General features: G+C 38.6%; 24 protein-coding genes and 1 other annotated feature. Of the genes, 23 read left to right on the forward strand and 1 reads right to left on the reverse strand.

All coding sequences use genetic code 11. The annotated features are described in order from the left end of the window. Positions 1-85: 85 nt before the first annotated feature. The 23 genes from ASU02_RS05170 to pheA all read left to right on the forward strand — a co-directional run bounded on the left by ASU02_RS05170 (position 86) and on the right by pheA (position 19464). The gene (locus ASU02_RS05170) at positions 86-532 is read left to right on the forward strand and encodes a type IV pilin protein (RefSeq protein ID WP_057761670.1); all 447 of its coding nucleotides are present in this window, start codon (positions 86-88) and stop codon (positions 530-532) included. A 12-nt stretch (positions 533-544) separates the two neighbouring features. Continuing rightward, positions 545-1312 carry a prepilin peptidase gene (locus ASU02_RS05175; protein ID WP_057761672.1) on the forward strand — a complete coding sequence of 256 codons (768 nt, stop codon included), beginning with the start codon at positions 545-547 and terminating at the stop codon, positions 1310-1312. 15 nt (positions 1313-1327) lie between these two features. Continuing rightward, on the forward strand, positions 1328-2317 hold the full coding sequence (gene pilM, locus ASU02_RS05180; RefSeq protein ID WP_057761674.1) for a type IV pilus biogenesis protein PilM: 990 nt from the start codon (positions 1328-1330) through the stop codon (positions 2315-2317). Between the two features lie 2 nt (positions 2318-2319). Next, positions 2320-2970 (forward strand): hypothetical protein, encoded by a 651-nt coding sequence (locus ASU02_RS05185; protein ID WP_057761676.1) that lies wholly within the window; start codon positions 2320-2322, stop codon positions 2968-2970. Beyond that, positions 2970-3971: a LysM peptidoglycan-binding domain-containing protein gene (locus tag ASU02_RS05190; RefSeq protein ID WP_057761678.1), complete on the forward strand. Its 1002-nt coding sequence runs from the start codon at positions 2970-2972 to the stop codon at positions 3969-3971. The genes ASU02_RS05185 and ASU02_RS05190 overlap by 1 nt, the downstream gene beginning before the upstream one ends. A 143-nt stretch (positions 3972-4114) precedes the next feature. Continuing rightward, entirely contained in the window at positions 4115-5212 is a 1098-nt protein-coding gene (locus ASU02_RS05195) for a stage II sporulation protein B (RefSeq protein WP_157684481.1), read from the forward strand. A gap of 294 nt (positions 5213-5506) precedes the next feature. Then, the gene (locus tag ASU02_RS05200) at positions 5507-6079 is read left to right on the forward strand and encodes a Maf family protein (protein ID WP_057761682.1); all 573 of its coding nucleotides are present in this window, start codon (positions 5507-5509) and stop codon (positions 6077-6079) included. Between the two features lie 53 nt (positions 6080-6132). Beyond that, a complete protein-coding gene (gene radC, locus ASU02_RS05205) occupies positions 6133-6822 on the forward strand; it encodes a RadC family protein (RefSeq protein ID WP_057761685.1) in 690 nt (229 codons plus the stop codon). Positions 6823-6967: 145 nt separating this feature from the next. Beyond that, positions 6968-7984, forward strand: coding sequence for a rod shape-determining protein (locus ASU02_RS05210; RefSeq protein WP_057761687.1), 1017 nt, complete (start codon positions 6968-6970; stop codon positions 7982-7984). A gap of 117 nt (positions 7985-8101) precedes the next feature. Further along, a complete protein-coding gene (gene mreC, locus ASU02_RS05215; RefSeq protein WP_057761689.1) occupies positions 8102-8986 on the forward strand; it encodes a rod shape-determining protein MreC in 885 nt (294 codons plus the stop codon). Beyond that, entirely contained in the window at positions 8983-9498 is a 516-nt protein-coding gene (gene mreD / locus ASU02_RS05220) for a rod shape-determining protein MreD (protein ID WP_057761691.1), read from the forward strand. The genes mreC and mreD overlap by 4 nt, the downstream gene beginning before the upstream one ends. Positions 9499-9807: 309 nt before the next feature. Next, positions 9808-10485, forward strand: a complete 678-nt coding sequence (gene minC / locus ASU02_RS05225; RefSeq protein WP_057761693.1) for a septum site-determining protein MinC — start codon at positions 9808-9810, stop codon at positions 10483-10485. A gap of 1 nt (position 10486) precedes the next feature. After that, positions 10487-11290 carry a septum site-determining protein MinD gene (minD, locus tag ASU02_RS05230; protein WP_057761695.1) on the forward strand — a complete coding sequence of 268 codons (804 nt, stop codon included), beginning with the start codon at positions 10487-10489 and terminating at the stop codon, positions 11288-11290. 414 nt (positions 11291-11704) lie between these two features. Next, complete coding sequence (locus ASU02_RS05235) at positions 11705-12487, forward strand: M23 family metallopeptidase (RefSeq protein ID WP_057761697.1); 783 nt, start codon at positions 11705-11707, stop codon at positions 12485-12487. After that, complete coding sequence (locus tag ASU02_RS05240) at positions 12480-13346, forward strand: M50 family metallopeptidase (protein ID WP_057761699.1); 867 nt, start codon at positions 12480-12482, stop codon at positions 13344-13346. The genes ASU02_RS05235 and ASU02_RS05240 overlap by 8 nt, the downstream gene beginning before the upstream one ends. A 20-nt stretch (positions 13347-13366) precedes the next feature. After that, a complete protein-coding gene (locus tag ASU02_RS05245; RefSeq protein WP_057761702.1) occupies positions 13367-14803 on the forward strand; it encodes an Rne/Rng family ribonuclease in 1437 nt (478 codons plus the stop codon). A 70-nt stretch (positions 14804-14873) separates the two neighbouring features. Further along, positions 14874-14969: a sequence feature (ribosomal protein L21 leader region), on the forward strand. Between the two features lie 13 nt (positions 14970-14982). After that, positions 14983-15291 carry a 50S ribosomal protein L21 gene (gene rplU / locus ASU02_RS05250; protein ID WP_053477160.1) on the forward strand — a complete coding sequence of 103 codons (309 nt, stop codon included), beginning with the start codon at positions 14983-14985 and terminating at the stop codon, positions 15289-15291. Between the two features lie 11 nt (positions 15292-15302). Continuing rightward, positions 15303-15647 (forward strand): ribosomal-processing cysteine protease Prp, encoded by a 345-nt coding sequence (locus ASU02_RS05255; RefSeq protein WP_057761704.1) that lies wholly within the window; start codon positions 15303-15305, stop codon positions 15645-15647. Beyond that, entirely contained in the window at positions 15648-15941 is a 294-nt protein-coding gene (rpmA, locus tag ASU02_RS05260; RefSeq protein ID WP_053477159.1) for a 50S ribosomal protein L27, read from the forward strand. A gap of 165 nt (positions 15942-16106) precedes the next feature. Beyond that, positions 16107-16640 (forward strand): sporulation initiation phosphotransferase B, encoded by a 534-nt coding sequence (locus ASU02_RS05265; RefSeq protein ID WP_057761706.1) that lies wholly within the window; start codon positions 16107-16109, stop codon positions 16638-16640. Between the two features lie 57 nt (positions 16641-16697). Next, complete coding sequence (gene obgE / locus ASU02_RS05270) at positions 16698-17987, forward strand: GTPase ObgE (RefSeq protein ID WP_057761707.1); 1290 nt, start codon at positions 16698-16700, stop codon at positions 17985-17987. 26 nt (positions 17988-18013) lie between these two features. Then, positions 18014-18469, forward strand: a complete 456-nt coding sequence (locus ASU02_RS05275) for an ACT domain-containing protein (protein ID WP_053477156.1) — start codon at positions 18014-18016, stop codon at positions 18467-18469. A 113-nt stretch (positions 18470-18582) separates the two neighbouring features. Beyond that, positions 18583-19464 carry a prephenate dehydratase gene (gene pheA, locus ASU02_RS05280; protein ID WP_057761709.1) on the forward strand — a complete coding sequence of 294 codons (882 nt, stop codon included), beginning with the start codon at positions 18583-18585 and terminating at the stop codon, positions 19462-19464. A 39-nt stretch (positions 19465-19503) separates the two neighbouring features. Here the strand turns inward: pheA and ASU02_RS05285 are convergent, their stop codons facing one another. Then, the gene (locus ASU02_RS05285) at positions 19504-20043 is read right to left on the reverse strand and encodes a transcription repressor NadR (protein ID WP_057761711.1); all 540 of its coding nucleotides are present in this window, start codon (positions 20041-20043) and stop codon (positions 19504-19506) included.

A 20043-nucleotide genomic window follows, 5' to 3' on the forward strand; every position in this document is an offset into this window, starting at 1 on the left:
GGGAATAATGTGATATTGTTCATAGAAATATGGTAGAGTAAAATTGTAATAGTAAAATATGACTAGTGAAAAGGGAGAGGAAAGTATGCTAAAGAATTTGAAAAAACGTTTAAAAGACCAGCGTGGATTAACATTAGTAGAATTGCTTGCAGTTGTTGTAATTTTGGGGATTATTGCAGCGGTTGCGGTGCCTAGTATTGGGAAAATTATTGAAAAATCTCGTTTCGATGCAGCAAAATCCGAAGCAATTTTAACTATAGAAGCTGCAAAACTGTTTGCAGCAGGTGAAGGTACAAAAACAGAATATACAACGGCAGATTTGAATAAATACCTAGATAAACCCTCATACTGGACTTCATATAGTGTAACTTATAATAGTGATACCGATACTTATACTTTTAATGGGACTGCTGTAGCAGATAAATTTAATAATACTCCTCAGATTAATGGTAATACTGAAGATATAATCCCAAGTCTTCAGTATACTAAAAAGGAAAAAAATGAAAATGAAGATACTAATACAAATCAGTAAAAGATTCTAAATATGGATTATATAATTGGGAACATGTATCTTTTATTATTAGGAATGACACTCGGCTCCTTCTACAACGTAGTAGGCCTGAGAGTCCCTATCAAACAATCAATCGTCAAACCACGCTCATCTTGTCCAAACTGCAAACATCAGCTAACAGCAATTGAGCTCATCCCTGTACTATCCTATATAATTCAAGGGGGGAAATGCCGCCAATGCAAGGTGCGCATTTCTCCTATTTACCCAATGATGGAGCTGATAACAGGGCTTCTATTTGTTTCAGCACCGCTCGTGATAGGATGGACTTCAGAGCTGGTTGTGGCATGGACGCTCATTTCATTATTGATTATTATCTTTGTCACTGATATTACTTATATGTTGATCCCTGATAAAATTTTAGCAGTGTTTGCAGGGATTTTTTTAATAGAGAGACTGCTGATCCCTCTCTCCCCGTGGTGGGACTCCCTTTTAGGTGCAGCAATTGGTTTTACCCTGCTGCTCGTTATAGCCATCATTAGTAAAGGTGGCATGGGTGGAGGAGATATTAAACTATTTGCTCTTATTGGTTTTATTATCGGTACAAAGGCGATGGTGCTAGCTTTTTTTCTTGCTACTTTATATGGTGCCCTTTTTGGAATAGTCGGGTTACTATTGAAGAAAGTAAAAAGAGGAAAGCCAATTCCTTTTGGCCCATTTATTGCAGCGGGTACTTTAACAGCTTATTACTTTTACGATGCAATAATTGAAGCGTATTTGCAATATTTAACATCAGGATTTTAATGAGGGGTTTAAACTATGTCTCCTAACTTCTTTTCTTCCAAAAAACGTGTTATAAATATCATCATTAACGATCATTCCATTCGTTATTTAGAGCTAAAGCAAGCAAATCCCCCGATCCCTTTTAAATGGGGAGAACGCTATCTTCCGGCAGGGATTATTAACAATGGGAAAATTAATGATTATGAAACTCTTTCCACTATTTTAGAAGAGTGTATAAAAGATTGGAAGCTTCGGAATCGACAAGTCCGTTTTTTAATCCCTGAATCATTTGTTATCATTCGAAAAGTCACCATCCCTGCTGATGTGAAGGATGATGAAATCAAAGGCCATTTATATTTAGAGCTAGGTACGAGCATCCATCTTCCGTTTGATGAACCTGTTTTCGATGCAGTTGTTGTATCTGAGGACAAAGAGAAAAAGGAAATACTAATTTTTGCTGCTCAAGAGGAAAGTGTTAAAGAATATTCTAATCTATTGTCTGACAACAGATTAAAGCCATTCGAAGCTGAAATTTCACCGCTTGCGATCTATCGTCTTTTCTATCATCTAAACCAAGCAAAGAAGAATGAAGATTTACTTGTTGTTCAATTTGAATTAAACAACGTCAATATTTCTATATTTGAAAATCAATTTCCAATCTTTATGCACCATATGCCAATTGAATTTAATGATTCAAAATGGGAAAAACAGCTGAATCGGAGCGGAGCATATGAAATGACTTATATTGGTGAACCGGATGATTTGGTTTATCAATTTGATGATATCTACAAAGAAATTAGCCGTCTGATGGATTTTTACCGTTATTCTTTATACAAAGGACAAAAACAAGTTTCAAGGATTTTATTAAATGGGGATTATCCATTGCTAGCAAAGATAAAAGTGGACTTGGAAAATCGTTTTGAAGTTCCATTAGAAACATTTGCTTATGATGAACTTGTACCTTTGGAACAAAAACTGCCTCCAACACATTACCTGGCTCTGGGGCTTGCATTAAAAGGGGTGTAAACATGTTAGTAGAAATTAACTTATTGCCTCAAAAAGAGGAGAAAAATAAATCCCTTTTACTGCTTGTCATTATTTCCGTCATCCTTCTTCTTATTGGCGGATTTTTTGCATACTGGGTCAATCGTTCCAATAACATCAAATTAAATACATTAGATCAGCAAATTGCTGCAAATGAAGAGTTAGTTGCATATGAACAGGAAAAAAGTAAATCCGAGGAGTCTTCTGATTCTTATACAAAGCTAGAAAATACCGTAAAATGGGCTGAGGAATATCCGGCCAAAACGGTTCCGGTGCTGCAAAAATTGACTGCACTTTTACCAGAACGGGGATTTATTCAAACTTTTAACTATGTAGAGACTGGGATCATTCATGTAGGTATTCAATTTGAATCAAGTCGAGAAGCCGCATACTATTTAAATTCCTTACAGGAATCTAATTGGGTAGAGGAGTCAAAACTTCTTTCAGTGGATGCAATTACTAGTTTCTATGATAAAAAGTTTGGTGAATCCGAAGATGAAATCGATAAAAGTAAATTGAAAAATGAAACATACCTTCCGCGATATTTAAGTCAATTTGAAATTAGCCTAGACAGAGATGTAATGAAGAACGAAGCAAATAATCATTCCTCCAATGAATTAGGAGGAGATGAATAATGAATAGACCCTTGCCAAAAAATAATATTTTATTGATCATCCTATCGATTTTCCTGTTGACTGCTTTTTTTGTAGGTATATACTTTTTTTGGTTTTTTCCTAAAATGGAAAAAGTTAAGTTGAAGGAAATGGAATTACAATCACAAGAACAGCTTTTATCAGCTCTCAAAAATAAAGGGGAAAAGACTGTAAAACATCCTGTTGAAAGCACAATCCACCTGCAAGAGCAGGTTCCTGTAAAACCAATGGCACAGCAGTTGCTGCTGGATATAGAAAAAGCTGAAGTTGTTTCAGGAAGCTTTGTAGCTAATATGACCTTCCAGGATGGCGAAGCAATTGAATTGGATGACAGTCAAAACGTGGACGCTGAGAATTCTGAGGAAGCTGAAACGGATGGGACAGCAGAAGAGGAAATTTCAACTCCACTTCCGGTAGGCGTTGAAAAGATTACTGTAAATCTAACAATAGAATCACAAAGTTATTTTGAGTTCGAGTCCTTTTTGCAGATACTAGAAAACTTAAATCGGATAGTTGTAGTAGAAGCTATTGATTTTACTGCAAACGAGGAAATTATCGAAGAAAGTCAAGAGAATACACCTATAACCTATCAGGTGACACTTTCAGCTTTTTATATGCCAACATTATCAGATTTACTTGAACATCTGCCAAAGATTGAGACACCAAAGCCAGCAAATAAGAAAAATCCTTTTAGTAGCTTTGGGGAATATTCCAATGAAAAAGTGCAAAATAATCAATCGAAATCAATAAACTCATCGAACAACTCAAATGTTGAGAGTGAAAATGGAGAAACAGCTATTGTTAATGAATATGAAAATACAACTAATCATGTTGTTAAGCCTGGAGATACAATTTATAATCTGGCAATGAAATACTATAATTCAAACAAAGGGATAGCGATTATAAGAGAAGCCAACCAATTAAAGGATAATAAAATTATCACTGGTCAAGCTTTAATCATTCCTCTTGCCAAAAATGAATAATCCATAATCACAAATCTAAACTAGTAAAAAATTTGACGAAAATCCCAAGTAACAAGACGACAAAAGTCTTGTTATTTTTTTTTGCCATTATGATAGGATGGAACAAAATTAGCAATTGATTAAGAAGAGAGGAGGAGGATATGGTGGACAGAGAGGAGAAAGGAAAAACGATTACGATTAAAATAAATGGCAAAAACCATACGTTTCTTGAAACGGCTAGAAAAGAGAATGAAAAATTGAAAAAGGAAAATAAAAGCGAGAAATTGTTAGAGGAGACTGTTCAAAACAACAAGTATGACTATTCCTCTGCGATTGAAGCAGCTGCCTCAAAGGAAGCGGCAGATGAAGAAAACTTTGACTGGATATTGCCGGATGAATCATCGGATTTCGATAAGGATGTGCAAGAATACAAAGTTACAAAACAACCGAAAAAACAAAGTCAAAAAGGGATCGGGGCGATTAGTAAAAACTTTAAGAAGAATCGCAATGGGATGCTTTCTTCTGTGTTTCTGACAGTGTTTTTTGCTATTCTCTTAGGGACAAGTTTTGGACTGCTTTTGTTAAAGCTAGTGATTACTGAAAATGAAACCCCTGTTGATCAGCCAGTGATTGCGGAACCAGCCCCAGAAAAAACGGAGGACACTCCTGCTAGTGCTGGAGAGAAAGAGTCAGTAGCTCTTGACCCATTATCTACTTTTATTGTACAAGGAGGGGTGTTCTCAAATAAAGGAGCAGCTGAACAGATGAAGGATGGGACTATTCAATTGGGGGCTCCTGCTCAAGTTGTTGAAATGAACGGCCAAGCTTTTTTATATGTAAGTGTTGCAGACAGCATTGAACATGCGAAGGAAATCGGTGTCAAGTTAAAAAGTAAGGGAATAGAAGTATTTGCAAAGCCAATTACTTTTGAGGGGAAAACACTTAAAGACCTTCAAGGAGAAGAGAAAAAGGTAATGGAGGCAGTTGGAGCAATTTATCAATCATTGGCTGCGGGCGCTTCCGAAGCTGCTGTGGGTCAAACTATTTCCGCATCTACTCTAGAAGAGGCAGAAAAGCAAGGATCGATCCTGAAGAATATTTCTGAGGACAAGCTTAAACATGAAGGAGTTATTGCAATAAAAACAGAACTTGATCAAGCGATTGAGCAGCTTAGAGCGTATAAGCAAACACCAGAGCTTTCTATCCAAACTAAGCTGCAACAGCATTTGCTCGGTTTTCTTGCTGTTTATCAATCGTTGTAGATTACTTTTTCAATTAATGACAAAACCTTTCAACTTTCGAATATTTTCTGGGAAATAACACATGTTATTGAAGTCTGTTCGAAGATTTTCGACAGGCTTCTTTTCAATTGGCTGATGTATTGGAGGAGGGGAATTTTTAACCAAACAAGTATTTTACGATTACAGGTATATTTTGGCGTTATGTTATGAACTTTTTCGCTATTTGTCGGTTTAAAAATTGTTTGTCCTGCTGAATTTTGGTACGATGATGATGTATCTCCCAAATCGATACAAAAATTAAGGTAAGGTGATGAAATGCAAAACCTCATTTTAGCCTCTTCTTCTCCACGACGAAAAGAACTTCTTGAAAACCTTCATTTAACATTTAATGTATCCAGCAGTGATGTTGATGAAAGCTTTAATCCCGACCTAGCACCGGGAGAAATTGTCATGGAGCTCAGCAGTAGAAAAGCAAAAGCGGTGAGCAAGAAATACCCAGGCTCATATATAATTGGAGCCGATACCGTTGTAGTTTTAGATGGGACGATATTAGGAAAGCCGCAAGATAAAGCAGAAGCATTTTCAATGCTGAAAGCTTTAGCCGGAAGAACACATGCAGTTTATACAGGAGTTTCAATTATCGCTCCTAGTAAGGAAACTAATTTCAATGTAAAAACAGATGTGGTGTTTTGGGAGCTAACAGATGATGAAATCAACGCTTACATTAACACCGGTGAACCGTTTGACAAAGCAGGTGCATATGGCATTCAGGGCCAAGGCAGTGTACTCGTGAAAGAAATAAAGGGAGATTATTTTTCTGTTGTTGGTCTGCCTGTATCAAAAACTGTTCGAGAATTAAGGAATGCAGGCTTAGAGATTCCTTTCTGAATTTTTTCTCATCTTCAGAACCCTTACGCCCGGAATAGGGAGGAATAAGCTACATGCAAACTGAATCCTTGATGATTAAGGATTTTCCACAGGATGAGCGTCCACGGGAACGCTTTATCCAAAATGGTCCGCAAAGTTTATCCACGCATGAACTTGTGGCTATTCTGCTAAGGACCGGAACAAAAGATGAATCAGTGCTGCAATTATCTAATAGGCTCATTAATCATTTTGAAGGACTCTGGTTATTAAAGGATGCCTCCTTAGATGAAATAACGGCCATAAAGGGAATTGGGAAAGCAAAGGCTATTCAGCTTCTTGCTGCAGTTGAAATTGGCAGAAGGATATCGAATCTTTCATTTGATGATCGCTATGTCATCCGCTCACCAGAGGATGGAGCGAAATATGTAATGAATGATATGAGATTTCTTTCGCAGGAACACTTCGTATGTCTTTATTTAAATACAAAAAACCAAGTCTTGCACAAACAGACCATTTTTATTGGCAGTCTGAATGCTTCCATTGTTCACCCGCGCGAGGTGTTCAAAGAAGCATTTAGACGATCTGCAGCATCAATCATTTGCCTTCATAACCACCCGAGTGGAGATCCTTCACCAAGCAGAGAGGATATTGAAGTAACAAAACGTCTTTCTGAGTGTGGGAAAATTATTGGAATTGACGTGCTCGATCATCTGATTATCGGGGATAATAAATTTGTTAGCATGAAGGAAAAAGGGTATTTATAACACTTTAGTTTTGTCCGCTAATAAGTTATAATATTATCTATGCTTTTTTACGTCTAATTAAATAAAGTTAGCGTTTTTAGCTAAATAAACAAATGACATTTTATCTTAATTAATTGCATTTCGTATCAGAAAGGGAGATACACTTATGTTTGGAACAAAGGACCTAGGAATCGATTTGGGGACTGCTAATACACTCGTTTATATTAAAGGAAAAGGCATCGTAGTAAGGGAACCATCAGTAGTTGCTTTACAAACGGATACGAAAAACATTGTAGCTGTAGGTAATGACGCCAAGAATATGATTGGCCGAACACCTGGGAATATTGTCGCGCTTCGTCCAATGAAGGATGGGGTTATTGCGGATTATGAAACAACAGCTGTGATGATGAAATATTATATTAATCAAGCAATTAAGAATAAAGGATTATTCTCTGGAAAGCCATATGTAATGGTTTGTGTTCCTTCGGGAATTACTGCTGTTGAACAGCGTGCCGTTATTGATGCAACACGCCAAGCTGGGGCAAGAGATGCTTATCCGATTGAAGAGCCATTTGCTGCAGCAATTGGAGCCAATCTTCCTGTTTGGGAGCCAACAGGAAGTATGGTCGTAGATATTGGCGGCGGAACGACAGAGGTTGCAATCATTTCATTAGGTGGTATTGTAACAAGTCAATCAGTTAGGGTTGCTGGGAATGAAATGGATGATGCGATTATCAATTATATTAGAAAGCACTATAACCTTTTAATTGGTGATAGAACAGCAGAAATTATAAAAATGGAAATTGGTTCTGCTGGAGAGCCTGAGGGAATTGATAATATTGAAATTCGCGGACGTGACCTTTTAACTGGACTTCCAAAGACGATTGAAATTACAGCAGAGGAAATTTCTCGTGCTTTACATGACACGGTATACTCTATTGTAGAGGCAGTAAAAGTAACACTTGAAAAAACACCGCCAGAATTAGCAGCAGACATTATGGATCGTGGAATTGTACTAACTGGCGGCGGTGCATTGCTCCGTAATTTAGATCGAGTGATCAGTGAAGAAACAAGCATGCCTGTTCTAATTGCAGAAAATCCATTAGATTGCGTGGCAATCGGTACAGGTAAAGCCCTGGATCATATCGATTTATTTAAAAACAAAGCGAAGGACTCTCGTTAAGCAGAAATAGAAAATGTATGAACAAGAAGTGTATGCTCGTCCACGAATATGTTGTGGCGAGCACCTTTCTTGTGAATTAAATTTTTAAGAGAGAAAAAATATATCGAGGTGTAGGGAATGCCACAGTTCTTTTTGAATAAACGCCTGATTATTTTGCTTGTCAGTATCATTATTCTAGTGGCATTGATTGGGTTTTCTTTAAGTGGGCGTTCTAAATTAAGCTGGCCAGAACAATTTATTAAAGATACAACTGGCTGGGTGCAAACAGCCGTTTCACGCCCAACTCATTATGTTGCGAATTTTTTTGAAAATCTGAAAGACTTGCAAAATACATATACGGAAAATAAGGAATTAAAATCAAGGTTAGATGAGCTGGCACGGCTTGAATCAGAGGTACAAAAGTTAAAGAAAGATAACACTGAGCTTCAAGAGATTCTAGATATAAAGGATTCATTAAGTGCTTTTGAGCCCAAACAGGCAACTGTTATTGGGCGAAATCCAGATAAATGGACGGAATTGCTTATTATTAATAAAGGTTCAAGGGATGGAATAGAGCAAAATATGGCAGTTATTACGGCAAAAGGCTTAATCGGCAAGGTAAAAAATAGCCAGCCCTTTACTTCTACTGTTCAGCTTCTTAGTTCAATGGATCCTACGAACAGAATATCTGCAGAAATTCAAGCGGATGGGGAAAGTATTTTTGGTTTTATTGAGGGCTATGACGATGAAAAAGGTCTTCTCATGATGAAGCGAATCCCATCAGATGCGAAGGTTAAGAAGGGTCAGACGGTAATTAGTTCTGGTAAAGGCGGTGTATTCCCTAAAGGTCTTCTCATTGGGAAAGTGGTGGAGGTTGCTCCTGCAGAGTATGGCCTTACACAAACAGCCTACATTGAACCAGGTGCGAATTTTGATGATATCGAGCATGTCATGGTAGCAAAGAGAGGTTCGGTACAGCCTGATATAAAAGATATGATCGATGATAAGGAGGAGGAGCTGTGAGAAAATTCCTTCTTCCTCTTCTATTAATGCTTTTTTTCATAATCGAAAGTATATTTGTCGAGTTAATGCCTCCTAAGGTGTTTGGAAATGAGTATATCCTTGTTCCGCACTTTTTAATGATTGCGATTATCCTTCTTACAGTGTATGGGCCGAAAAACTATGGAGTACTCTATGGTTTTCTCTTTGGATTATTGTTCGATATAGTCTATACGGAAATCATGGGAATTTATTTATGTCTGTTTCCATTAGTGGCGTACATATGTTACAAACTAATGAAAATCCTGCAAACGAATATTGTAATGGTAACGTTTATTTCAATTGTAGGCGTAGCTCTCTTAGAGCTGGGTGCATATGAAATGAACGTAATAATCAATCGAACAGATATGACTTTTGCTTCCTATAGTATGGATCGATTAATACCAACACTTACCCTCAATTTTATTTTTATTATTCTTACTGTTTATCCGTTTAAAAGGCATTTTGAGAAGTTAGCTTTGAGCTTAGATGCATAAAAATTAAGACTGAATATTGCATTAGAGTAAACTTGCAAATGATTCATTAATTTTATATACGATTGGCCAAATTATTTGAAGCAAAAAAGGATTTTTTTATGTCCGTGTCGAATTGTAGTAAAATAAAGTTTAGGAGCAGGGGTATATGTAGAAATAGCTCATACTGTAGCTGAAATCTACTAGTTTCTCTTGCCTCCTGCTTATGAAAAAACGCGATGCGTTTTTTCTTAGTGTTTAGCAATAGCGTCTCACTCTTTTTTTATAGTGTGACTGGCGCTTACGCATTTGCTCTGAGGTGAACAGCTTGTTATGAAGAAATTCCAAAATGTAACCATTAAAGGGACAAAGGATGGGTTGACTCTTCATCTTGATGATTCCTGTTCCTTTGTAGAATTAAAGGAAGAATTAGACCGAAAGCTATCAGAAAGCTCTCAGTCTCGTGAGGACCGTTTAATCTCTGTCCATGTTCAAGTTGGTAATAGATATTTAACAGCTGAGCAGGAAGAGGAAGTAAAGGACTTGGTGCGACAAAAGAAAAATCTTGTCGTCGATTCTATTAGCTCCAACGTTATGACTAAAGATGAAGCAGAGAAGATAAAGAAAGAAAATGAAATTGTACCTGTTGCAAGAATCGTTCGATCGGGACAGATTCTTCAAGTGCCTGGTGATTTACTTCTTGTTGGTGATGTAAATCCAGGAGGTACGGTTATTGCTGGCGGAAACATTTATATCATGGGTGCATTAAAAGGGATTGCCCATGCTGGCTTTAACGGAGATAAGGAAGCAATCGTCACAGCATCCATTATGAAGCCTTCACAAATCCGAATTAGTGATTGTATTACTAGAGCTCCTGACCATTATCAGGAGGATGAAAAAAGAGAAATGGAATGTGCTTACATAAATGATTTAGATCAAATAACTGTTGATAGATTACAAGTTTTAATGCATATTAGACCGAATATTACTAGATTGGAAGGGGGATTCTAGAATGGGAGAAGCCATTGTGATTACATCCGGTAAGGGAGGGGTCGGTAAAACGACGACAAGTGCGAATGTAGGAACAGCCCTAGCTTTGCAAGGAAAAAAAGTTTGCCTTGTAGATACAGATATCGGCCTTCGTAATTTAGATGTTGTTATGGGACTTGAAAATCGGATTATTTATGATCTTGTCGATGTTTTGGAAGGCCGGTGCAAAATTCACCAGGCACTAGTAAAAGATAAAAGATTTGAAGATCTTTTATACTTATTGCCAGCCGCGCAAACAAGTGATAAAACAGCTGTTACGCCAGAACAAATGAAGGTACTGATCGATGAATTGAAGCAAGATTATGATTATGTCATCATTGATTGCCCTGCAGGGATTGAACACGGCTACAGAAATGCAGTAGCTGGAGCGGACAAAGCAATTGTAGTGACAACTCCAGAAGTTTCAGCTGTTAGAGATGCGGACCGTATTATTGGATTGCTTGAAAAAGAGGAAAATGTTGAGTCACCTAGACTCATAATTAACCGAATTCGTAATCAAATGATGAAAAACGGAGACATGCTTGATGTGGATGAAATTGCTACTCATCTATCGATTGATTTAATCGGTATAGTAGCTGATGATGATGAGGTTATAAGAGCTTCTAATCACGGGGAGCCCATTGCGTTAAATCCGAACAGTAAGGCATCAATTGCTTACCGGAATATCGCCCGCCGAATTTTAGGCGAGTCCATTCCCCTACAGCCGCTGGAAGATGATAATCCAGGTGTCTTTTCAAAACTGAAAAAGTTTTTTGGTGTAAAATAGAAAGATTCAAAAGTCAGGGGTCCCCTGGCTTTTTTTAATCTATCCTACTTTCATTAAACTTGTCGCCCCTGAGCAAGCCGCCTCTGCTTTTCGGTTTGTCTAGCTGCGGCTCCTAGCCCCTCGAGGTCTTAAGCCGTTCTGGCTAGAAGGTTAAAAATCAACCTTCCATCCAGCCTGTCTTAAGCTTGTCGGGGCTGACCAGTCGCCTCCGCTTTTCAGTTTGTCTAGCTGCGGTGGCTAGGGGCTCGAGGTCTTAAGTCATTCCGTCAAAAAGGTAAAGATCAACCTTTCTTTCTGCCGGCCTGTCTTAAGCTTGTCGCCCCTGAGCAAGCCACCTCCGCCTTTCAAAGTTGTCATACTCTTTTTGGACGGGTCATAGACTTGTACAAAAGATAAGTAGGGGAATGGTGAGAGATGAGTAATCGAGCGGATGATATTCGGAAACGGGTTGCACGAAGAAAACGAGAACGTGAAAGAATGACAAAGAATATTAATAATCGTGTTCTTTGGGCAGAGGATGAAGAACGCTATGGCTTCGATAAACTTTCATCCTATGATGGGGGAAGCAGTGAGGGAAATCATCCTTTATTTCGAAAGGAATGGTTCTTATTTAAGCTGCTTGCTTCAGCCTGTTTATTTTTGGTGGTAGCGATTATGTTTAAAAATAATGCAGCGACTTTTGATTCTGCTCGAGACTTTGTTAAAACTTCGATGGAAAAGGACTTTCAATTTGTTGCTGTTTCCAACTGGTATGAAGATCAATTTGGTAAGCCGTTAGCTTTATTGCCTTTTAAAGATCAAAAAGATGATGAAGGAAAAAAGAGCACTGCCTCGAATACAGAATATGCATTACCCGCATCCGCGAAAATTCTTGAGGAATTTAGTGTGAATGGTCAAAGGATAACGATTGAAACTGGTAAAGACACTGCCGTTCAAGCAATGAGTGAAGGGCTTGTCAGTTTTGCGGGAAAAAAGGATGGCTTTGGAAAAACGGTGGTCATCAAGCATGCGGATAATAGTGAATCATGGTATGGGAATTTGGAAGAAATAAGTGTGGAATTCATGGAATATATCGAAAGTGGAACTGAGGTGGGGATACCGACTGCAACTGATGACGGCAGCAAAGGGTCTTTTTACTTCGCGATTAAACAAGGGGATGATTTCGTCGACCCGATACAGGTGATCCCATTTGATTAAATTGGCAGGATTGATAAAATATATTTATATTCATCCGCTCTTATGGGTAGTGATCGGTCTAGCGATTATGACTGCTCATTTTATTGAGCTATCGCTGTTTCTATTTATTATCCTTGTACATGAACTGGGACATGCAGGTGCAGCGTCTTTTTTTTCGTGGAGGATTAAAAGGATTGCCCTTTTGCCATTTGGCGGGGTTGCTGAAATGGAGGAGCATGGGAATCGGCCTTTAAAAGAAGAAATGATTGTGATTTTGTCTGGTCCGCTACAACATCTTTGGATGATGGGTGCAGCTTATATTTTATTTCAGTTTTCATTGCTGCCTGACGTGATTTATCAACATTTTATTCAATTTAACCTAATGGTTTTATTATTTAATCTTCTTCCGATTTGGCCGCTAGACGGAGGAAAGCTCATTTTCCTCTGGCTGTCGCTTTATCATCCATTCCCTGATGCTCATCGGAAATGTTTATTATTATCGGTTGGGAGCATAGCTGTTTTTATCATAATCACCCTATTTATTTCCCCGTTTAATTTAAATATATGGGTGGTTGTTTCATTTTTGCTGTTTGCTCTTTATCATGAATGGAAGCAGGGCAGATATGTGTTTATCCGCTTTCTCCTCGAACGGTACTACGGGAAAAATCGGGCCTTCCGTACATTAAAGCCCCTTGTTGTCAAAGAGGAGGAAATGGTGATACATGTGCTCGAGAAGTTTCAGAGAGGGTATAAACATCCAATTATTATTGAAAAAGACGGTCAAGAAAAAGGTTCCTTAGACGAAAATGAGTTATTGCATGCTTATTTTGCTGAAAAAATTGTGACAGCACGCATTGGGGATCTGCTATACGTGTATTAATCTAAAAGTGAGGAAGTATATTGAAGACAATAATTGTTAACCATCTTAATCGCGAAAAGCGTTATGCTGTTTTGAATGATCATGTAGTTGAAAAACTATCCATTGATCAGCCAAAACAGCATTCTTCTGTAGGAAATATTTATTTAGGAATCGTTGAAAAGGTACTTCCTGGGATGAATGCAGCATTTGTATCCATTGGGGAAGAAAAAAGCGGGTACTTACATAGAGATAAGCTAGCTTCCTTTGTCCAATCGAATGAGGAAAAATCGGTAAAAGCTGCTCGCAGCATCTCTGCATTTGTCCATCAAGGGGAAAAAATCCTAGTTCAGGTTGAAAAGGATGCAGCTGGAACGAAAGGCCCGAGATTAACTGGCATTATTGAACTCCCTGGCAATCACCTCATTTATATGCCGCAAGGACGCTATGTGGCTGTGTCAAAAAAATTTGAAGAAGAACGTATCAGAGAGGATTGGCGCAGATTTGGCCAACGAATGAAAGAAGCAGAAGAAGGTCTTGTTTTTCGTACATCCTGTGAAAAACAAACAGAAGAAGAGCTAATAAATGAATTGCGGAATTTACGTCTGGAATACAAAGAATTGGTAACAAAGTCCGGGAAGCTTAAGAAAGTGGGAAAGGTGCTTGAACGCAACTCTTTTGCTGAAGAAATTTTGGAAGAGTTAAAGAAACTTGATTCCGGCGAAGTGATTGTTGACGACCTGGAGATGAAGAAGCTGCTTCAAAATAACAGTCAACTCCCAATCAAACATTATACTGGCAAAGAAAATATTTTTTCAGCATATCGGCTGGATCATGAAATTGAAAAAGCTTTGAAACGAATTATTTGGCTTGATAATGGGGCTTATTTAATTATTGATGAAGCAGAAGCGTTAACAGTTGTCGATGTAAATACAGGGAAATTTGCTGGCAAGACAGATCAGCGTGAAACCATTCTAAAGACAAATAAAGCTGCAGCGGAGGAAACTGCAAGGCAAATTCGCCTTCGTGATATTGGCGGGATGATTTTGGTTGATTTTATCGACATGAAAGAAGAACGTGATAGAAAATCTATCTTAAATATAATGGAAGCTGCATTGAAAAAGGACGAACGAAGGACTAATTTGATTGGTTTTTCGCCACTTGGCATTCTCCAGCTGACAAGGAAGAAAACGAAGCCGGCCATCTCTGAAGCTCTAACGGTAAAATGTCCTTCCTGTGAAGGAACGGGAAGGGTGTTAAGTTCAGAAACGATTGCTTTCCGTCTAGAAAGAGAGCTTTGGGAGCATCGAGGAGCTGATTATGAGGCTGTGCATATTAACACAACTGAAGAAGTAGCAAAGATATTTTCCGGAGAACAGGAGATACATAAGAACCGGATAGAGGAACTGCTAGGGCTGAAAATTAGTTTTACAGTGATTAACAATGATAAACCTTTTTATGAAATTCGTCAGTTGCAGTAGCAGTTAGGAAAAGTATATTGACACAACGGAATAAGTTATGTTAGTATTTTCATGTTATGTTTGTAGCGCACCTGTGCTACAACCGCACAGAACAGGTAATAAGATTTTACTTGTGGCAATATGCATGCAAGTAAAGCGCCTGAAGATGGCGAGTCTTAGTCTAAGAGGAGGTGCAGTTCATGTACGCGATTATTGAAACTGGTGGTAAGCAAGTAAAGGTAGAAGAAGGTCAAACAATCTACATTGAAAAGCTAAACGCAGAAGCAGGCGAAACAGTTACTTTTGATAAAGTTCTTTTCGTTGGCGGAGATAGTGTGAAAGTAGGAAGCCCTGTTGTTGCAGGTGCTACTGTTACAGCTAAAGTTGAAAAGCAAGGTCGTCAAAAGAAGATCATTGTTTTCAAGTATAAAGCGAAGAAAAACTATCACAAAAAGCAAGGTCATCGTCAGCCATACACTAAAGTTGTGATTGAAAAAATCAACGCTTAAGGCAATCTTCGATGATTGATGTTACGGTTATTCGTAATAAATCCGATAAGATTCAATCATTTGTAATAAGCGGCCATGCCTTTTTTGCCAAGCGGGGCAAGGATATCGTCTGTGCGGGCGTATCTGCTGTATCGGTTGGTGCAATTAATGCGGTGCACGCCATAACTGGAGTGACCCCGTTGATTGAACAGAAGGATGATGGATTTCTTAGCTGTGAAATTCCGGACAATCTTCCGGATGATACATATGAGAAGATTCAGCTTCTTCTAGAAGGAATGGTTGTCTCATTGCGGACAATTGAAGAAGAATACGGACAGCATATAAAAATTACCTTCAAAAAGCAGGAGGTGGAATAAATGTTACTAAAATTAGATCTTCAGTTATTTGCTTCTAAAAAAGGAGTAGGTTCTACAAAGAACGGTCGTGATTCAATCTCTAAGCGTCTTGGCGCTAAGCGTGCGGATGGACAATTCGTAACTGGCGGTTCTATCCTTTACCGTCAGCGTGGAACAAAAATCTACCCTGGAGTAAACGTAGGTAGAGGCGGCGACGATACACTTTTCGCTAAAGTTGATGGCGTTGTTAAATTTGAACGTCTTGGCCGTGACCGTAAGCAAGTGAGCGTATACCCTGCAGCTCAAGAGGCATAAGCAATTGATGGGAAAACTCTAGCCATTAAGGTTAGAGTTTTCTTTTTGGGTATAAATAGGTAGTGAAAGTTTTCAGTATTTCCTAATAAATGCTTACGAGCTCTCATCTTTTTGGTATACTTACAGCAGGCAGTCTTCACAAAATAACCGTGTAGGAGTGCATGTATGAATAAGGACTGGAATGTGATCGAGGTGCTGCGCTATGCACGCCACGACTGGCTAAATAAAATCCAATTAATAAAAGGCAATCTTGCCCTTAATAAAATTGATCGGGCAAATGAAATTATCGACGAAATCGTCGCCTGCGCCCAACAGGAAGCAAAGCTTTCTAATTTGAAAATTCCTCAATTCGCCTCGCTGATTCTTACATATAATTGGGAAAATCATATGTTTCAATTGGAATACGATGTGTTGGATGGTTCAAAATGTGATTATTTGGATGATGATTGGCTTGTTAGCTGGACAGGATCTTTTTTTGAATGTTTAAATTCATCCATTAAGCAGTATTATGACAACCATTTATCTGTGACAATTGAGCCTCAAATGGAAGGTACTCGTTTCTTTTTCGATTTTAGAGGAATAATAACAAATAAGGAACAGATTGAACGTTTCTTTGAAAAAACGGTTCCTGCTCCAAAAATTAATTATCATCTTTTTACAGAACAAGAACTCTCGCTTGAATTTTTTCTACATAAGTGAAAACAATCAGTTCTTGCTGTCTTTTAGGATAAAGACAGCCAAGGCAGGAGGAATAATATGTTTGTCGATCAGGTCAAAATTTATATTAAAGGCGGAGATGGAGGCAATGGAATGGTAGCCTTCCGCCGTGAAAAATATGTACCAAATGGAGGACCCGCTGGCGGGGACGGAGGTAAAGGTGCGGATGTCGTTTTTGAAGTAAATGAAGGCTTAAGAACGTTAATGGATTTCCGCTATCAGCGTCATTTTAAAGCCCCTCGCGGGGAGCATGGGATGTCTAAAAACATGCATGGCAAAAATTCAAAAGATATGATTGTTAAAGTTCCGCCTGGTACGGTAGTTACTGATGCGGAAACCCATGAAGTGATTGCCGATCTTGTTGAGCATGGCCAAAGAGCAGTTATCGCTAAAGGCGGCCGTGGCGGCAGAGGAAACACAAGATTTGCCACGCCAGCAAATCCAGCACCAGAATTGTCGGAACATGGGGAGCCAGGTGTTGAAAGAGAAGTTATTCTTGAACTGAAGCTTTTGGCTGATGCAGGGCTAGTAGGTTTCCCGAGTGTTGGAAAATCAACGCTTTTATCTGTTGTCTCTTCGGCAAGACCAAAAATTGCTGAATATCATTTCACGACTATTGCGCCAAATTTAGGAATGGTTGAAACAGAAGATGGCCGGAGCTTTGTTTTGGCAGACTTGCCAGGTTTAATTGAGGGGGCTCACTCAGGAGTAGGATTAGGTCATCAGTTTTTAAGACATATTGAACGTACAAGGGTAATTGTTCATGTAATCGATATGGCAGCAATCGAAGGCAGAGATCCATACGAGGATTATCTAACGATTAATAAAGAATTGAAAGAGTATAACCTGCGACTGACAGAAAGACCGCAAGTGATTGTCGCGAATAAAATGGAAATGCCTGGTGCGGAAGAGAATTTAGAGAAATTTAAAGAGCAGCTGGAAGAAGATTATCCTATTTTTCCAATATCAGCGGTTACACGTCAAGGTTTAAGGGATTTATTGTTTGCAATTGCTAATAAAATTGAAGAAACTCCTGAATTCCCGCTCATCCAAGAGGAAGAAGAAACAGGTGTTCATCGTGTCCTTTATAAGCACGAAGCAGAACAGACAGAATTTGTCATCACTAGAGATTCCGCTGGAGACTTCATTGTTTCAGGGGATGCGATTGAAAAGCTCTTTAAGATGACAGATTTCTCAAGAGATGAATCGGTTAGACGTTTTGCCAGACAGCTTCGCGGGATGGGTGTTGATGATGCACTTCGTCAAAAAGGGGCAAAAGACGGCGACATCGTCAAGCTGCTTGATTATGAATTCGAGTTTATTGAGTAACCACTAGGGGCAGGTGGAGTGGAGAAATGAGACATGAGAAACTGGATAAAAAATTTTTCTTAGTCCGAGAAGATGTTTTACCAGAAGCAATGAAAAAAACATTAGATGCGAAAGAAATGATTGAAAGAGGAAAAGCGGAATCTGTTTGGGATGCAGCTCAAAAGGTAGATTTAAGCCGCAGTGCTTTTTATAAATATAGAGATACCGTTTTTCCTTTTCATACGGTCGTTAAAGAACGCTTAATCACATTGTTTTTTTATTTAGAAGATCGGTCAGGTACATTATCTCATTTATTAGGGGAAGTAGCATCTTCAGGCTGCAATGTGCTAACCATCCATCAAACGATACCGCTTATGGGAAGGGCAAACGTCACGCTTTCCTTAAATACAGCAGGAATGCAAATTGAAATTGAAGAGTTATTAATACGGCTAAGAAAATTAGAGTTTGTTGAAAGAGTAGAGGTGCTTGGTTCAGGTGCATGATTGATCGTGCCCTGTGCCCATCACCTTTTTTTATTTTTACTTATGTCATGTAAAGTGGTAAAGTGTTAGTAATCAATTATACATATCGTGCTAGTTAAGGGAGAGAAGATACTGTGAAAATAGGTTTTTTAGGTCCGAAAGCAACTTTTACAGACATTGCCGTTCGTGAAATGTTTCCTAAAGAAGAATCTGTTCCATATGCAACGATTCCAGATTGTTTTGATGCATTGAGCGAAGATGAAATTGAACTAGCAGTTGTCCCTTTAGAGAATGCCCTTGAAGGGTCCGTAAATATTACACTCGATTATTTAGTTCATGAAGTGGATTTGCCGATTATAGCAGAGCTTACTTGTCCCATTCGCCAGCATTTTATGGTACATCCAGAAAATTTGGACAGCTGGAAGGAGACTGAAAGGATTTACAGCCACTCCCATGCTATTGCACAATGCCATAAGTTTTTACATAAAGAATTGAAAGGAATTCCTTATACGAACACCACCTCAACTGCAGCAGCAGCACAATTCATTAAGGAACATCCGGATATGAAGGCTGGAGCGATTGCAAATGAGCTAGCAGCAAAGGAATATGGACTTTCGATTGTTCGGAAAGATGTGCATGATATTCATTATAATCATACGAGGTTTATTGTCCTTTCGAAAAATGAGATGCCATTAAGTGAAGATGGTTCTAGCTTTAAAGGATACAAGACAACCGTAATGATCACATTGCCATCTGATCGTGCAGGTGCACTTCACCAAGTTTTATCCGCATTTGCCTGGAGAAGATTGAATCTTTCAAAAATAGAATCCAGGCCGATGAAAACAGGGCTAGGTAATTATTTTTTTATCATAGATATCGATATGAAACAAGATGAAGTATTAATTCCAGGAGTTGTTGCGGAGTTAGAGGCACTTGATTGTAAAGTAAAGATTTTAGGGAGCTATCCTTATTATCAGCTAGGTTTAGAGATTTCTAAACTGAATACTTACCTGTAAATAGAAAAAGGAGCACAAATGGGTGTGCTCCTTTTTCATTTACTCCACTAAAAGGTTTGCAAGCTTTAATGCTTTTTCCGCTTCATCCAGCTTTTCTTTCGTTGCTGCTGAAATGGTATGAAGATGAATGCCGCCAGTAAGCTCAGATAAATAGGAGGCATTCGTTGATTTAATTTTTTCCATAAATTGACTGACTTCTTTTCGACTAGAAACCATAACAGAAGCGGTTAAATCGCCATAGACTGGATGCTCAATGCGGACATCCTTTACCGTTACTCCATAATCGACAAGTAAATTTAGCTCTTCCTCTGTTCTTTCAGGAGAATGGTTACTTGCAATGATGCGCTCTACCATAGGGGCTTGGCTGCCATTTTGAATTAAAAACATATAGCCTTGGCTTGTGGCTATAATTGGTTCCCCCTTTGCTTTTAAAAGGGTAATATCACCGACAATGACTTGTCTGCTTACATTTGTAATCGCTGCAAGCTCACTGCCTGTTATCGGCTCGCCCTTATCCTTCAAAAGCTGAAGCAGCATCTCTCTTCTCTCTTCACCGAGCACCTTTCGTTGATTCTTCAT

Source organism: Cytobacillus praedii (assembly GCF_001439605.1).
GTDB lineage: Bacteria > Bacillota > Bacilli > Bacillales > Cytobacillaceae > Cytobacillus > Cytobacillus praedii.

Excerpts from the sequence above, each read along its gene's own strand:
- ASU02_RS05170 (WP_057761670.1), top strand. The coding sequence starts at position 86 with ATGCTAAAGAATTTGAAAAAACGTTTAAAAGACCAGCGTGGATTAACA.
- ASU02_RS05175 (WP_057761672.1), top strand. The coding sequence starts at position 545 with ATGGATTATATAATTGGGAACATGTATCTTTTATTATTAGGAATGACA.
- pilM (WP_057761674.1), top strand. The coding sequence starts at position 1,328 with ATGTCTCCTAACTTCTTTTCTTCCAAAAAACGTGTTATAAATATCATC.
- ASU02_RS05185 (WP_057761676.1), top strand. The coding sequence starts at position 2,320 with ATGTTAGTAGAAATTAACTTATTGCCTCAAAAAGAGGAGAAAAATAAA.
- ASU02_RS05190 (WP_057761678.1), top strand. The coding sequence starts at position 2,970 with ATGAATAGACCCTTGCCAAAAAATAATATTTTATTGATCATCCTATCG.
- ASU02_RS05200 (WP_057761682.1), top strand. The coding sequence starts at position 5,507 with ATGCAAAACCTCATTTTAGCCTCTTCTTCTCCACGACGAAAAGAACTT.
- radC (WP_057761685.1), top strand. The coding sequence starts at position 6,133 with ATGCAAACTGAATCCTTGATGATTAAGGATTTTCCACAGGATGAGCGT.
- ASU02_RS05210 (WP_057761687.1), top strand. The coding sequence starts at position 6,968 with ATGTTTGGAACAAAGGACCTAGGAATCGATTTGGGGACTGCTAATACA.
- mreC (WP_057761689.1), top strand. The coding sequence starts at position 8,102 with ATGCCACAGTTCTTTTTGAATAAACGCCTGATTATTTTGCTTGTCAGT.
- minC (WP_057761693.1), top strand. The coding sequence starts at position 9,808 with ATGAAGAAATTCCAAAATGTAACCATTAAAGGGACAAAGGATGGGTTG.
- minD (WP_057761695.1), top strand. The coding sequence starts at position 10,487 with ATGGGAGAAGCCATTGTGATTACATCCGGTAAGGGAGGGGTCGGTAAA.
- ASU02_RS05235 (WP_057761697.1), top strand. The coding sequence starts at position 11,705 with ATGAGTAATCGAGCGGATGATATTCGGAAACGGGTTGCACGAAGAAAA.
- rplU (WP_053477160.1), top strand. The coding sequence starts at position 14,983 with ATGTACGCGATTATTGAAACTGGTGGTAAGCAAGTAAAGGTAGAAGAA.
- ASU02_RS05255 (WP_057761704.1), top strand. The coding sequence starts at position 15,303 with ATGATTGATGTTACGGTTATTCGTAATAAATCCGATAAGATTCAATCA.
- rpmA (WP_053477159.1), top strand. The coding sequence starts at position 15,648 with ATGTTACTAAAATTAGATCTTCAGTTATTTGCTTCTAAAAAAGGAGTA.
- ASU02_RS05265 (WP_057761706.1), top strand. The coding sequence starts at position 16,107 with ATGAATAAGGACTGGAATGTGATCGAGGTGCTGCGCTATGCACGCCAC.
- obgE (WP_057761707.1), top strand. The coding sequence starts at position 16,698 with ATGTTTGTCGATCAGGTCAAAATTTATATTAAAGGCGGAGATGGAGGC.
- ASU02_RS05275 (WP_053477156.1), top strand. The coding sequence starts at position 18,014 with ATGAGACATGAGAAACTGGATAAAAAATTTTTCTTAGTCCGAGAAGAT.
- ASU02_RS05285 (WP_057761711.1), bottom strand. The coding sequence starts at position 20,043 with ATGAAGAATCAACGAAAGGTGCTCGGTGAAGAGAGAAGAGAGATGCTG.